Below are 13,393 nucleotides of genomic sequence, written 5' to 3' on the forward strand. Positions count from 1 at the left end.
AGTTTAGTTCGAAGGTCGTTCTCAGAGCGGAGCGAAGAGAACATACCCGAAAAGAGCCAGAGTTAAGAGAGCGGTTCTAAAAGGCAGAGTGTTTTATGATATGCAGTTTTGAAGGTGCATGGTATTAAAAATTTAAATAGTTATATAGGGGTATAGTTTAATGGTAGAGTATCGGTCTCCAAAACCGCTGGTCCGGGTTCGAATCCTGGTACCCCTGCTAAAGCATCTGAGGAATTTCAGATGCTTTTTTATGTAATAGGAAATTCCAACAGAATTTCCTATTACATATAAAGGCACTGCGTGCCAGAAAGCGCAGTGCGCGGAGAAGAATATATAGCTGTGCTATCCGGGAACGCGCGAAAGTGCGCGTCAGGCGCACACTTAGGTCTAATAATTTCTATATGAACAACAGAGGGCATGAGGTATCTGAATGCACCGATATAAAACGAATAGAGAGGTTTCAGATTATGAATCATTTTACAACATTCTCACAATATGAATATGTTCGGCCGGATTTTGAAAACGCCAAAGAATTGATCAGAAAATCTGTTGACAAAATCAAAAATGCCGGGACAAAAGAAGCAGTAAGTAAAGTATTTAAAGCAGTGAATGATCAGCAAAGACATTTGAGAACGATGGCGACGGTGGCTGAAATTCGCAATACTATTGATACAACAGATCCCTTTTATGAATCTGAAATGCAATGCTTTTATGAAAATATGCCGCTTGTTGATCTTGAAATGCAGGAATTTCAGAAAACAGTTCTGCAGTCAGAATATCTGGATGCATTAAAAGATGAATATGATGAGCTGTATTTTATTCGTATGGAACGTTTAATGAAACTTGTCAGCAAGGAGAATGTCGAAAATCAGGTTGAGGAAAGCAATCTTGTACAGCTCTATCACAAAACTGCTGCAAAGCCGGTTGCACAGTTTAAAGGCGAAAAACTTAATTTTTATGGGCTGTTGAAAAAAATGCAGGATCCGGAACGAAAAATCAGAAAAGCTGCGTTGACGGCATGGTCTGATTTGTATCAGTCTATTGCAGATGATCTGAATGATATTTATACAAAGCTGATCAACAACCGGATCAAGCAGGCACAAGTACTGGGATTTAAGGATTATACAGAGATGATGTATCTTTCCATGGAGCGATTTGATTATGACCGTGAAGATGTTTCTTGCTACCGTGAGATGATCAGGCAGTTTGTGGTTCCGGTTGTTGCGGAAATATATGAGAAGCAGAGAAATCGTCTGGGAATTGATCATCTATATTATTATGATGAAGATATGTCCTCTCCTGAGGGCAATGCCATACCTTACGGAACAACTGAGGAACAAGTGCAATTAGCGCAGAAAATGTATCATGAACTTTCAAAGGAAACAGGAGAGTTCTTTGACTTTATGGTTCAGCATCAATTATTTGATCTTGAAACAAAGCCAGGTAAAATGCAGGGGGGATATTGTACATTTCTGCCGGATATGATGGCTCCGTTTATTTTCTCCAATTTTAACAGAACTTCCGCAGATGTGGATGTTCTGACACACGAAGCAGGACATGCCTTTGAGGCCTATACGGCTACAAGAAACGGTGTGCCGGATGAGATTGCTTTTTCAACATCTGAAGTAGCGGAGATTCATTCGATGTCTATGGAGTATCTGACATATCCATGGATGGATTATTTTTTCAAAGATTCGGCCGACCAGTATAGAAAGACGCATCTTGAGGAAGGGCTTAGAGTTATTCCGTATATGGCCTGTGTGGATGAATTTCAGCATGAGGTGTATGCACAGAAGATGACAGATACAGATAAGAGATATCAACTCTGGCATGCATTGGAAGAAAAATATATGCCATGGAGAGATTATGACGGGGATCCATTTCTTGAGGCAGGTGGTTTCTGGATGCAGAAACAGCATATTTTTATGTGTCCGTTTTATTATATTGACTATTCGCTTGCATCTATGGGAGCACTTGAGTATTATATCCGTTCTATTGATGACAGAGAGACAGCATGGGAGGACTATTTCAGACTTTGTTCTTTAGGCGGCAGCAAAGGTTATTTTGAACTTCTTAAAGAGGGGCATCTGAGCAATCCTTTCAAGGCAGGTACTGTCGAACATATTATGAAGGTGTTGAAAGAAAAAGTCCTTCAATAAGAAGCAGTGAAACAGAAAGGCGGTCAGACAAATGGAAATAAGGCAGTTAAAATATTTTGCGGCAGTAGCTGATACGCTTAATTTCAGCAGAGCTGCGGAAACACTTTTTATATCCCAGTCTGCCCTCAGTAAACAGATTGCAGATCTGGAAAGGGAACTGGGCATGGTGCTTCTTCAAAGAGACAAGCGCAGCGTACGTCTGACACCGGCGGGCAAAGTCTTTTTGAATGAAGCCAAGGTGATTCTCATGCGTATGGATACGATACCGATCCTTTTAAAAAATACCAAGGATATAGAAAAGAAGGAAGAGCATAATGTTTTTATAGGTGTTGAGAGCAGGGTGGGAGATTCACCGATTTTTCATCTGGGAGTAGCGGAAGCTGTTCATCAGCTCAGACAGGAGATGCCTACACTCAGGGCTATTTTTAAAATGGGTGAATATCTGGACATTAATCGTGATATCAGTGAAGAAACATTGAACATGGGTGTATTTATGGGGACGAAAGAAGATGTGAATGAGTTGCTGAAATACAGAGTCCTTTACGAAGATGAAATGGTTGTTGTCTATCGTGGTGAGCCGGTAGAGACCATAGGGATTGAAGGCATAAAGCAGATATTATCTGAGAAACCTTTATACATCATTGATAAAGAGTTTCGAGGTATGTCCCAGGTTGTCCGAATGCTGGGGGCAATCGGATGCGCACCATCCATTCGCTTCTGTGAAAGTACACTGGATATGAGTTTTATCATGGAAAGCGGAGAAGGATGTGTCGTTATTCCATCATCTATGGTCAGAAAGTATAAAAATCCGAAAATACATACATTGTCCACCCATAGACCGGAGGCAAAACTTTATTTTATGGCTATGTGGAAAAAAGAGGGAGAGCATCGCTTAGAGGAGATGATCGCTCTCAGAGCAGGATTAAATATTGAAACATTTAAATAATGGACAGACAGGAAGATCTCTGATTGAATTCGATTCAGTCAGGGATCTTTTCACATTAAGAGTTTTCGCATTAAAAGAAAAGGTTACAATAATTTTATAAAAAGAGTTGACAAACATATGATACTAGTGTACTATAATGATAGTACAGTGATGTGCATTTAAAAGATTAATGATACAGACGGGGAAAGGAGAAATTTGATTGAGATATGAGAATGATCGTCCGATTTATCTGCAGGTGATAGAGGATATCAGCAGGCGGCTGATTCAGGGAGAATTGGCTTTAGGTGAGAAGCTGCCCTCTGTCAGAGAGATGGCTGTGCAGTATCAGATTAATCCGAATACAGCCAGCAGAGTTTATAAAGAGATGGAGAGCAGAGGGCTTTGTTATACGAAGCGCGGCATGGGCACATTTATTACGGAGGATTCAGGAATGATTAAGACGTTACAGTCAGAGATGGCAGAGGATTGTCTGGATACATTTCTTCAGGGAATGCAGGCAATCGGTATCGGTTTGGATGAGATGATACAGCTACTGAGAGAGCGGTATGCAAAGGAGGAGTTATAATGCTTGATTGTGTGAATGTTGTGAAACGGTATGGCGGTAAGTTTGCGGTGAATGGAATGTCCGTTGCTATAGAGGATGCACATATTTATGGATTGCTTGGGCCGAATGGCAGCGGCAAGTCCACATGGATGAAGATGGCAGCCGGTCTGATTGTCCCGGATGAAGGAGAGATGACACTGGATGGTGTGAAGATCAGTGCCGAGACGAAGAAGCATATTGCCTATATGCCTACGGAAGGTTATTTTTACAGTTATATGAAGATTAAGGATGTGGGCAGATATTATCAGGATTTCTTTGATGATTTTGATGCACAGCAGTTTGAGAAGCTGATCGCAGATATGGATCTGGAGATGAATATGAAGGTGAGAAATTTATCCTCAGGTATGATGGCGAAGCTGAAGATTGCTGTGACTTTGTCAAGAAAGGCAGAGCTGTATCTGCTGGATGAGCCGTTAAACGGGATCGATCTTCTGGCCAGAGATGAAGTTGTCAACACAATTCTGACGAATATGAGCGACAATGCTTCTGTTGTTATTTCAAGTCATCTGGTAGAGGAATTGGAACGGATTATTGATAAGGCTATTTTCATGAAAGACGGACAGATTGTATTAATGGGTGATGTAGAAGAGATTCGACAGGAACGCGGGGAATCTGTTACGGATCTGTATCGTCAGATTTATGGTTAGAATTCAGGAGGAATAATGTTATGTTAAAGCTGATAAAATATGAACTCATCAAACAGAAAACATCCAAAGTGATTATTGGAGCAATTTTAGCGCTGCTGGAGGTTGCTTTTCTGGCAGGTATGCTTTTGGGCAAAGAAGAAATCATGGCCATTGCTGCCGGAATGTTGACATTTCTGGCCTCGGTCACCTTTGTTATTGTTGGTTTGGAAGAAATTATTACTTATTATCATGATTTAAGAGACAAGAGCGGCTATATGCTTTTCATGACACCTTATAATGTTTATGAAATTATGGGAAGCAAGATTCTGACAGGTTTTTTCTCTATTGCAGCAGCAGCGATTATCTTTGGAATTATTGGATTCGCAGATATCACCATGGTATGTGCCAAGTACGGAGAGTTGCAGACGTTGTTTGATCAGATGAAAGCATTATTCAGTTTTACTTTGCAGGTGAATGTTGACGGCATGCTTATTGTGTGGTCCATTATACAGGTTGTATTCAGCTGGGTTGGAATGGTGACATCCGCATTTCTGGCTATCACATTATGTATTACGATTTTTTCAGGTATGCGCTGCAAGGGACTGATCAGTTTTGTCATTTATTGCGTGTTGAATATTGCAGTAAGCGCTGTTGTTGTGCAGATTTTGAACTGGACAGACATGGCATCTGCAAATGGTATGATGGCTGTTTTTTCTATATTTGATATTTTATTTGCAGGTGCATGTTATGTGGCAACAGGTTATATTTTAAATAAGGAATTATCTCTTTAAATATAAGCCGTTTATTAAAAGTATTAAAAATCAATGAAATGGCAATAGTTTATACTAAGTTAATAATTCTAGGCTATGATTACTTCTACATAGAATAAAACAGTACAATATGAGAGACTGTTGAGATATATGTCGGAGGTTGAGATATGAGCAGAGCAATAGGTATTGATCTTGGAACGACCAACAGCTGTGTGGCTGTTCTGGAAGGCGGAGAACCTGCTATTATAACAAGTGCGGAGGGGTTGAGAACAACCCCTTCGATTGTTGCGTTTACGAAGAAAGGTGAACGTCTGGTGGGAGCGCCTGCAAAGCGCCAGGCGGTGACAAATGCTGAACGGACAATTTCTTCAATTAAACGACAGATGGGGACGAATTACAGAGCGGATATAGATGGCAAGCGTTATTCTCCGCAGGAGATTTCTGCCATGATTTTGAGAAAACTCAAGAAGGATGCACAGGATTATCTCGGTGAGACGGTGACGGATGCGGTCATTACGGTGCCTGCTTATTTTAATGATGCACAACGGCAGGCAACGAAGGATGCAGGAAGGATTGCAGGATTGAATGTAACGCGGATCATCAATGAGCCGACAGCGGCCGCCTTTGCCTATGGTCTGAATAACGGAGAAGATCAGAAGGTGCTGGTTTATGATCTGGGCGGCGGTACCTTTGATGTATCCGTGATTGAGATAGGTGATGGGCTAATCGAAGTATTGTCTACTTCGGGAGATAATCATCTGGGCGGGGATGATTTTGACGACCGCCTGACAGATTATCTTCTAGCCGAGTTTAAAGCCAGCGACCATATTGATCTGAGTCATGATGAGGCGGCCGTTCAGAGAGTACGTGAAGGGGCGGAGAAGGCGAAGATTGAATTGTCATCATCCACATCGACAACCGTGAATCTGCCTTTTTTGACAATGGTGAAGGACACGCCGCATCATATGGAAGTGACTGTGACAAGGGCGAAGTTTGATGAATTGACCCATGATCTGGTGGACAGAACAGCAGGACCTGTTCAGAATGCTTTGAGAGATGCGGGGATTACAGCCAGAGATCTGTCGAAGGTATTGCTTGTAGGCGGATCGACACGTATTCCGGCTGTTCAGGACAAGGTTCGGAGGATGCTTGGCATGGAACCATCCAAGGGTATCAATCCTGATGAATGTGTTGCCATGGGTGCAGCTATTCAGGCCGGCAAGCTAAGCGGCAGTCTGCCGGAGAATTCTGCGGCAAGTTCCATTATTTTGATGGATGTGACGCCATTATCTCTGTCCATTGAAACGGTGGGCGGCATTGCGACACATTTGATCGAACGGAATACGACTATCCCGGCCAGACACAGTCAGATATTCACAACAGCAGCGAACTTCCAGACATCGGTTGATATCAAGGTGTATCAGGGCGAGCGCCAGTTTGTCAAGGACAATACGCTGCTTGGCAATTTCAAGCTCAGCGGTATCAAGCGGGCTATGGCCGGCGTACCGCAGATTGAAGTTACCTTTGATATTGATGTCAACGGTATTTTGACGGTAGCTGCCAAGGATATGGGAACAGGAAAAGCACAGCAGATTACGATCACATCGCGTTCGAATCTTTCAGAGGAAGAGATACAGCAAGCGGTTCGTGAGGCAGAGATGTATGAGCAGGAAGATGGCGAGAGAAAAGGCTATTATGAACTCCACTCAGAATCAGAAGTGCTGATCGCCAAGACAGAGCAGGCGCTGAAGAAGGCTGGAAAGCAGTTGGATCGCAGTGAAAAGCATCAGATCAAGTCAGCGATGAACCAGTTGAAGAAGTCTGTTGTGAAGATGAAACCGATGAAGATGCAGGAGAATGATGCACATCAGCTTCAAAGTGAGAAGGAAAACCTGGAGAACTTAACGGCAAGGCTTTTTTCACTGGCGGAAAGTGACGAGAACAGGTAAAGGAGGCAAAATGTTTCAGATATTGATAGCAGATAGCGACAGAGCTTACAGAAGACGACTTTACCAACTGCTGAGGCGGGAAGGCTATTCTGTTCTTCAGGCTTCTGGCGGCGAAGATGTTTTGAAGGTGCTGGAGACATCGTACATTGACTTTATTATCCTTGGAGATAACCTGGTGGATCTGAATGTATATGAACTGATGGGACAGCTGCGGGATACGTATTCAGATATGCCATTGATGCTTTTGGCGGAGAAGAAAGAGCGGGATGGCCTCAGGAAAAGCTATATGGCTGGTGCAGATGAATATTTGACGAAGAATGTGGATGAAGAAGAACTTGTACTGAGAATTCGTGCGGTTCTTCGGAGATCTGGCAAGAATTATGATAAGAAGCTTCAGGTAGGGGATGTGATCCTGGATTGCGATTCTCTGTCCGTAACAAGGAAAGGGGACAGGCAGACCTTGCCTAGAAAGGAATTCTGGCTTTTATACAAACTGCTTTCTTATCCGGATAAGATTTTTACCAGAACCCAGTTGATGGATGAGATATGGGGACTGACGACAGAAACGTCACAGTCAACATTGAATGTACATGTCAACCGGCTGCGGAATAAATTCAGGAAGTATCCGGAGTTTGATCTGAAGGCGGTGCGCGGTATTGGATATAAGGCAGAAGTGCATGTTGATTAAGAGATCATTATAAAGCCTAACATACAGGCAGACTGACAGTGTCTGTCCGTATGTTAGGCTTTTGCCGATCTGGCGATAGTATAGGCTTAGATGTATAGAGGAAAATTAGAGTGTGTCATAGCGAACACAATCTGTCTTTTCAACAAACTGATCTTTGATGGCAGGCATCGCCTTAAAATGCGGTGTCTGCTGATGAGCCTTCAGACTGTCTTTATCTTCCCATATTTCCAGCAGAAAGAGCTGGTTATCGTTGTCAACAGGAAGAAAATAATGATAACGGATATTGCCTTTTTCTTGTCGGCAGGTTTCAGGAATAGTGGCAGCGTTTAACGCATCGTAGAAAGCTTTTGGCCGGATGCCGGGCTTCATGGTATAAGTAACATGTAATTCAATCATTGCGGCGCCTCCTTTTGTTGATTGCTATTTTCTCTATTGTTGTCAGTATAGCATGTTTTAATGTATTTTGCACTTTAATCCTTTAAATCCGAATCAAGCTAATGTGGTACTTGACAGATATTGGAAGATGTTTTATAGTCAAACAAGAGACTATGAAGAAGAGGGTATGATTATGCGTAATTTTATTTTTATTTCGCCACATTTTCCAACAAATTATGAGAATTTCTGTGTCCAGCTGCATGAAAATGGCGTGAATGTATTCGGGATTGGTGATACACCGTATGAAAACCTGACTGACTCCCTGAAGACAGCTTTGACAGAGTATTATAAGGTGGACAGCATGGAAGACTATGATCAGATGTATCGGGCGGTGGCTTTTCTGTGTTATAAGCATGGATCAATGGATGGTCTTGAAAGCAATAATGAATACTGGCTGGAGCAGGATGCCAGACTGAGAACAGATTTTAATATTCCGGGAATGAAGACGGCTGACATGGAACATGTGAAGTATAAATCTAAAATGAAACCTTATTATGCAAAGGCAGGTATTCCAACGGCCCGGTATCATCTGGTGACGGATTTGACGGAAAGTCTTGCTTTTGTTGAGAAGGTGGGATATCCGGTTATCGTGAAGCCGGATAATGGCGTCGGTGCGACAACGACTTATAAACTGAAGAGTGAGGATGAGCTGCGGGCATTCCATGAAAAAGATTTTCATGGTGTGCAATTTATTATGGAAGAGTTTGTGCCCGGAGAGATTTATTCTTATGATGCGATTATGAACAGTAAGGGAGAACCGATATTTGAGACAGGCAATCATACCCCAATTTCTATCATGGATAGTGTCAATAATCACGATGACAGTGTGTTCTATATTGAAAAACATATTGCGGATGATGTTCGCGCAGCAGGCAGAGCAGCTGTGAAATCATTTGGCGTAAAGAGCCGTTTTGTTCATTTTGAATTTTTCAGATTGACAGAAGATCATGACTATCTTGGAAAAAAAGGAAAGATTATTGGTCTGGAAGTGAATTACAGGCCATCAGGCGGTTTCACACCGGATATGATCAATTATGCCTGTAGTACGGATGTCTACAAAGATTGGGCGGACATGGTTGCTTTTGATCGGCTGACAAAGGAAGAGTATCCGGATAAATACTATTGTGTTTCGGCAGGATGCAGAAAGGAAAAACATTATCTGCACAGCTATGAAGAAGTGATGGCTGCGTATAAGGATGACATTATGATGACAACAGAGCTTCCTGAAGTTCTGGCATCAGCGATGGGAGACAGACTTTATCTGGCACGCTTTGCAGAAAAAGAGGCCATGGATGCATTTATCAGCTATGTCTTTGCTACGGCGTAAGGACATTGAATACTGATTAACAGATGAATAAAATACAGGGACATTTTCATGGCAGGTCATGAGAATGTCCCTGTTGTTATAAGCAGGCAGATGAACTCTCCATTCGGAATCAGTGCATGATAATATCCGCAAACTGTCCCCGGGTAACTTTGATCAGATCCTGAGGTGAGAGAATCAGCTGAACACCGAGACGCCCGCCGGAGATAATAATCGTGTCAAAATCGGCGGCCGATTCATGGATAAATGTCGGAAACTGCTTCTTCATGCCGATGGGGGTACAGCCGCCCCGGATATAACCGGTGATGGCATTGATATCTTTGACATGGATCAGTTCAACATTCTTCTCACCGGCAGCCTTGGCAGCGGCCTTTAAGTTCAGTTCCTTATCAACAGGGATAGCAAATACGAAATAGTTCTTGCTTTTGCCGACAGTGACCAGTGTCTTGAAGCTGCGTTCATAAGGCTGACCAAGCTGATCGGCAATATGGCAGCCGTCAATAAATTCGTCACAGGTGTATGTGTTCATTTCATAAGGGATTTTATTCTTATCCAAAATGCGCATAGCATTGGTTTTGGCTTCTTTACCCATTGTAAGTCCTCCTGTATTTTATGCATTGTTTAACATTGTTAGTCGGTTATATTTTATAGTATTTTCATCAATATGTCCATCCGTAAAAATAGAAAACAACCAGCTGAAAAAATAAATCATAATTTTTGTTGCATGAAGTCGGTGAAGGTGTTACGATTAATAGGAATGTCAAAGAAAGGGAGAAAAAGATGGGAAAGATAGGATTCGATAATGAAAAATATTTGAATATGCAGTCAGAACATATCAGAGAGAGAATGGCTCAGTTCGGCGGCAAGCTTTATATGGAATTTGGCGGCAAGCTTTTTGATGATTATCATGCATCCAGGGTTCTTCCGGGATTTCAGCCGGACAGTAAGCTGCAGATGCTTTTGAAGTTAAAAGACCAGGCAGAGATTGTAATTGCAGTCAGTGCATCTGCTATTGATCAGCACAAGAAGAGAGGCGATATCGGTATTACCTATGATCAGGAAGTATTGAGACTCATCGACCTTTTCAGAAGTGTGGGACTTTATGTGGGAAGTGTTGTGATCACACAGTATCAGGGACAGCAGTCAGCGGACGGATTTATTAAGCGACTGGGTGATCTTGGTGTGGCTGCATACAGGCATTATATGATCGAGGGTTATCCGGCGAATATTCCGCTGATTGTCAGTGAGGATGGCTTCGGCAAGAATGATTATATTCCGACAGAGCGTTCATTGATCGTTGTGACAGCTCCGGGACCGGGAAGCGGTAAGATGGCAACATGTCTGTCTCAGCTGTATCATGAGCATCAGCGCGGTATTAAAGCAGGTTATGCGAAGTTTGAGACTTTCCCAATCTGGAATATTCCTCTGAAGCATCCAGTGAATCTTGCTTATGAAGCAGCAACTGCGGATCTGAATGATGTCAATATGATTGATCCTTTCCATTTGGAAGCCTATGGCAAGGTTGCCATTAATTATAACAGAGACGTTGAGATTTTCCCTGTCCTGCAGACGATATTTAAGACGATTTCAGGAACATCGCCTTATCAGTCACCGACAGACATGGGTGTGAATATGGCCGGCAATTGTATTATTGATGATGAAGCGGTGAAGAAAGCCGCAAGAGAAGAGATGATCCGCCGTTATTATATTGCCCTTTGTGAGCAGAAGAAGGGCAAGGAGAATAAGGCAGAGATCAGCAAGCTGGAAATGCTTCTGAACCAGGAAGGTCTTTCAACTGCAGATTATGCTGTTGCTGTTGCGGCTAAGACAACAGAAGAGGAGACAGGGGAACCGGCAGCAGCCATTGAACTTCCGGATGGAAGAGTTGTTACCGGCAAGAATAAGGCACTGCTTGGCGCGGCATCCGCAATGCTTTTGAATGCATTGAAAGCCCTGGCGGATATTTCGGATGATGAACATTTATTGGCATCAGAAGTTATTCGTCCGGTTCAGGAACTGAAGGTGAATTATCTGGGTAATCATAATCCGAGACTGCATACAGATGAAGTATTGGTTGCTCTTTCTGTCAGTGCGGCCTCCAATGAGAATGCAAAGAAAGCACTGGATTGTCTGCCGATGTTAAAGAATTGCAATGCACATTGTTCAGTTATTTTATCATCTGTAGATACAGATATTTTCAGAAGACTTCGTATTAATTTAACGTGCGAACCGAAGTATCAAAACAAAAAACTTTTCCATAACAATTAGTGTTGAAAATGAATTCTTGCTCATGAAGAGGAACTTCTGGCAAAAGGCATCGAATACTGCGACTGCCCAGGCTGTACAGCAGGCAAAAGAATTATGGATAATAAAGCACTTTTTCTCGCATAATAAAAAGGTGATTGACTTAGAAGCAGCATCAAAATGGATATAAGTATAAAGAAATCGGGTAAAGATGGAGCGAAAATCTTTATTCGATTTTTTTGCATTCTGGGAACAGGTGAATAGTATGTGTTTGATAAAATAAAACCATCAAGAAACAATAAATAATTGTGAGAAAGAAAAGAGGTAGCATATGTTGGGATTAATGAAGTTTAAGAAGTTATTCTGGAAAAAGTCTGACGAACATGACAAACTCGACGAACTTGATCATGAGTTTATTGCTGGTTTTACGAAGAGAGAAATCATCAGTATGATACAGAATATGTCTGATGAAGAACTTGACAAAGCATCTGCGGATATTGACAAACGCATTGCTGAATTAGAAAAATAAAAGGAGGTATGAATCATGTGGTGGATATTGGTGATAATTATTATTGCTGTAGTGGTCATGGGATCTGAAAATGAAGGTAAATATAAGGAAGATAAATATAAAGAAGATGAACAGAAACAATGGGAAAAACAAATTGCACCATATGCACGTGTCAAATATGCCAAAATTACATATGTGCCACATAGCCCTTATGGAGAGAAATTTACACTGGTTCATCAAATAGATGTGAAGACTGATTCTATATATGGCAGGTGGTATAGATATTTTGTTGACAGTTCAGCTTTTACAGACTGTTCAAAACAGAGCATTATTTTATTAGATGAGAACAAAAAAGAAATACCATTGCAGAAAAATGTGCATATGATGTGTGAAAAATTGGCAGAAGGCTGTGGCAACATCGTTCTTACATTCGATGCATAGGTAGAAGAGCGCCGACCGAAGCGGAGCGAAGACCTCGAACGTTCGAGTCCGGCAGGACTCGTTTATACAAAAAAAGGTATCCTAGAAGGGAGAGGCTTCGTAAGGAAGTCCTCTCCCTTTGGCTTTTGTAATCAGCCGGAATGATTGGATTGTAGGTAAAATTAATCATAATTGGAGGATTACAAAATGGATAAGTACATTTATGACGAGAAAAACGGACTTTGGTATGAATTGCAGGGCGATTACTATCTTCCCTGCCTGAAACTGCCTAAAGAAGAATCAAGGCATATCGGCGTATGGGGACAGCGACACTTGCGGTATCTGAAACAGCACCGCAAGGTACTCTATTCCGAACTGCTGATAAGTGGCAAGCTGAACGATTACCTTGCCGACCTAAACGAGCAGGCAGAGGAAATGTTCTCTCGGCTGGTAAAACAACTTGCCGAAAAGGAGGGTTTAACGGAAGCACTCAAAGCGGAAAACCAAATGCTGTGGGTGCAGAAGATGAACAACATCCACAATGCTGCTATGGAGGTTGTTTCAAACGATTTGATTTACGCATAACAAACAATCGGAAAGGCTGCTGTCAACAGACGGCGGCTTTTCCTTTGCGGGTAGTATTCAAGAAGTCATAAAGTTCCGTGAGTAATGGAAGAAGCCAGCGTTTGCGGAAATGTCACAATTTACGGAGGTAAAGTT

14 protein-coding genes and 1 tRNA gene are annotated in these 13,393 nt (G+C 42.1%); 13 read left to right on the plus strand and 2 right to left on the minus strand.

Annotated elements, in window-relative coordinates; translation table 11 throughout:
- Positions 1 to 146 precede the first annotated feature (146 nt).
- The 8 genes from NBH03_RS13265 to NBH03_RS13300 all read left to right on the plus strand — a co-directional run bounded on the left by NBH03_RS13265 (position 147) and on the right by NBH03_RS13300 (position 7,742).
- A tRNA-Trp gene (locus tag NBH03_RS13265) sits at positions 147 to 217 on the plus strand.
- A gap of 250 nt (positions 218 to 467) precedes the next feature.
- Positions 468 to 2,159 (plus strand): M3 family oligoendopeptidase, encoded by a 1,692-nt coding sequence (locus NBH03_RS13270; protein ID WP_250799855.1) that lies wholly within the window; start codon positions 468 to 470, stop codon positions 2,157 to 2,159.
- Between the two features lie 31 nt (positions 2,160 to 2,190).
- Positions 2,191 to 3,105 carry a LysR family transcriptional regulator gene (locus NBH03_RS13275; protein WP_250799856.1) on the plus strand — a complete coding sequence of 305 codons (915 nt, stop codon included), beginning with the start codon at positions 2,191 to 2,193 and terminating at the stop codon, positions 3,103 to 3,105.
- A 199-nt stretch (positions 3,106 to 3,304) separates the two neighbouring features.
- Positions 3,305 to 3,670 carry a GntR family transcriptional regulator gene (locus NBH03_RS13280; RefSeq protein ID WP_215690837.1) on the plus strand — a complete coding sequence of 122 codons (366 nt, stop codon included), beginning with the start codon at positions 3,305 to 3,307 and terminating at the stop codon, positions 3,668 to 3,670.
- Positions 3,670 to 4,356, plus strand: a complete 687-nt coding sequence (locus tag NBH03_RS13285) for an ABC transporter ATP-binding protein (RefSeq protein ID WP_215690835.1) — start codon at positions 3,670 to 3,672, stop codon at positions 4,354 to 4,356. The genes NBH03_RS13280 and NBH03_RS13285 overlap by 1 nt, the downstream gene beginning before the upstream one ends.
- Positions 4,357 to 4,376: 20 nt before the next feature.
- Positions 4,377 to 5,126 (plus strand): hypothetical protein, encoded by a 750-nt coding sequence (locus NBH03_RS13290; protein WP_250799857.1) that lies wholly within the window; start codon positions 4,377 to 4,379, stop codon positions 5,124 to 5,126.
- Positions 5,127 to 5,272: 146 nt separating this feature from the next.
- The gene (gene dnaK / locus NBH03_RS13295; protein WP_250799858.1) at positions 5,273 to 7,054 is read left to right on the plus strand and encodes a molecular chaperone DnaK; all 1,782 of its coding nucleotides are present in this window, start codon (positions 5,273 to 5,275) and stop codon (positions 7,052 to 7,054) included.
- Positions 7,055 to 7,064: 10 nt separating this feature from the next.
- Positions 7,065 to 7,742 carry a response regulator transcription factor gene (locus NBH03_RS13300; RefSeq protein WP_117529040.1) on the plus strand — a complete coding sequence of 226 codons (678 nt, stop codon included), beginning with the start codon at positions 7,065 to 7,067 and terminating at the stop codon, positions 7,740 to 7,742.
- 105 nt (positions 7,743 to 7,847) lie between these two features.
- On the opposite strand, the gene NBH03_RS13305 is transcribed toward NBH03_RS13300, so the two are convergent.
- Entirely contained in the window at positions 7,848 to 8,138 is a 291-nt protein-coding gene (locus tag NBH03_RS13305) for a putative quinol monooxygenase (protein WP_015515008.1), read from the minus strand.
- A 172-nt stretch (positions 8,139 to 8,310) separates the two neighbouring features.
- On the opposite strand from NBH03_RS13305, the gene NBH03_RS13310 reads away from it, so the two are divergent.
- Positions 8,311 to 9,504, plus strand: a complete 1,194-nt coding sequence (locus NBH03_RS13310) for an ATP-grasp domain-containing protein (protein WP_250799859.1) — start codon at positions 8,311 to 8,313, stop codon at positions 9,502 to 9,504.
- 109 nt (positions 9,505 to 9,613) lie between these two features.
- On the opposite strand, the gene ybaK is transcribed toward NBH03_RS13310, so the two are convergent.
- Positions 9,614 to 10,093, minus strand: a complete 480-nt coding sequence (gene ybaK / locus NBH03_RS13315; protein WP_015515010.1) for a Cys-tRNA(Pro) deacylase — start codon at positions 10,091 to 10,093, stop codon at positions 9,614 to 9,616.
- Positions 10,094 to 10,281: 188 nt separating this feature from the next.
- Here ybaK and NBH03_RS13320 point away from each other — a divergent pair, with 188 nt between their 5' ends.
- From NBH03_RS13320 to NBH03_RS13335, 4 genes are all read left to right on the plus strand, one after another.
- On the plus strand, positions 10,282 to 11,769 hold the full coding sequence (locus tag NBH03_RS13320) for a DUF1846 domain-containing protein (RefSeq protein WP_250799860.1): 1,488 nt from the start codon (positions 10,282 to 10,284) through the stop codon (positions 11,767 to 11,769).
- A 307-nt stretch (positions 11,770 to 12,076) separates the two neighbouring features.
- Positions 12,077 to 12,274, plus strand: a complete 198-nt coding sequence (locus tag NBH03_RS13325) for a hypothetical protein (protein ID WP_250799861.1) — start codon at positions 12,077 to 12,079, stop codon at positions 12,272 to 12,274.
- Between the two features lie 15 nt (positions 12,275 to 12,289).
- Positions 12,290 to 12,694, plus strand: a complete 405-nt coding sequence (locus tag NBH03_RS13330) for a hypothetical protein (RefSeq protein ID WP_178440344.1) — start codon at positions 12,290 to 12,292, stop codon at positions 12,692 to 12,694.
- Between the two features lie 186 nt (positions 12,695 to 12,880).
- Positions 12,881 to 13,258, plus strand: coding sequence for a TnpV protein (locus tag NBH03_RS13335; protein ID WP_215690823.1), 378 nt, complete (start codon positions 12,881 to 12,883; stop codon positions 13,256 to 13,258).
- The last annotated feature ends 135 nt before the right edge of the window (positions 13,259 to 13,393 follow it).

Source organism: Coprococcus intestinalis (genome assembly GCF_023656595.1).
GTDB lineage: Bacteria > Bacillota > Clostridia > Lachnospirales > Lachnospiraceae > Coprococcus_A > Coprococcus_A intestinihominis.

What these genes read in the sequence shown, in the direction of transcription:
- NBH03_RS13270 (WP_250799855.1), top strand. Translation starts at nt 468, where the DNA reads ATGAATCATTTTACAACATTCTCACAATATGAATATGTTCGGCCGGAT.
- NBH03_RS13285 (WP_215690835.1), top strand. Translation starts at nt 3,670, where the DNA reads ATGCTTGATTGTGTGAATGTTGTGAAACGGTATGGCGGTAAGTTTGCG.
- NBH03_RS13335 (WP_215690823.1), top strand. Translation starts at nt 12,881, where the DNA reads ATGGATAAGTACATTTATGACGAGAAAAACGGACTTTGGTATGAATTG.
- NBH03_RS13275 (WP_250799856.1), top strand. Translation starts at nt 2,191, where the DNA reads ATGGAAATAAGGCAGTTAAAATATTTTGCGGCAGTAGCTGATACGCTT.
- NBH03_RS13310 (WP_250799859.1), top strand. Translation starts at nt 8,311, where the DNA reads ATGCGTAATTTTATTTTTATTTCGCCACATTTTCCAACAAATTATGAG.
- NBH03_RS13325 (WP_250799861.1), top strand. Translation starts at nt 12,077, where the DNA reads ATGTTGGGATTAATGAAGTTTAAGAAGTTATTCTGGAAAAAGTCTGAC.
- NBH03_RS13290 (WP_250799857.1), top strand. Translation starts at nt 4,377, where the DNA reads ATGTTAAAGCTGATAAAATATGAACTCATCAAACAGAAAACATCCAAA.
- dnaK (WP_250799858.1), top strand. Translation starts at nt 5,273, where the DNA reads ATGAGCAGAGCAATAGGTATTGATCTTGGAACGACCAACAGCTGTGTG.
- NBH03_RS13330 (WP_178440344.1), top strand. Translation starts at nt 12,290, where the DNA reads ATGTGGTGGATATTGGTGATAATTATTATTGCTGTAGTGGTCATGGGA.
- NBH03_RS13305 (WP_015515008.1), bottom strand. Translation starts at nt 8,138, where the DNA reads ATGATTGAATTACATGTTACTTATACCATGAAGCCCGGCATCCGGCCA.
- NBH03_RS13300 (WP_117529040.1), top strand. Translation starts at nt 7,065, where the DNA reads ATGTTTCAGATATTGATAGCAGATAGCGACAGAGCTTACAGAAGACGA.
- ybaK (WP_015515010.1), bottom strand. Translation starts at nt 10,093, where the DNA reads ATGGGTAAAGAAGCCAAAACCAATGCTATGCGCATTTTGGATAAGAAT.
- NBH03_RS13320 (WP_250799860.1), top strand. Translation starts at nt 10,282, where the DNA reads ATGGGAAAGATAGGATTCGATAATGAAAAATATTTGAATATGCAGTCA.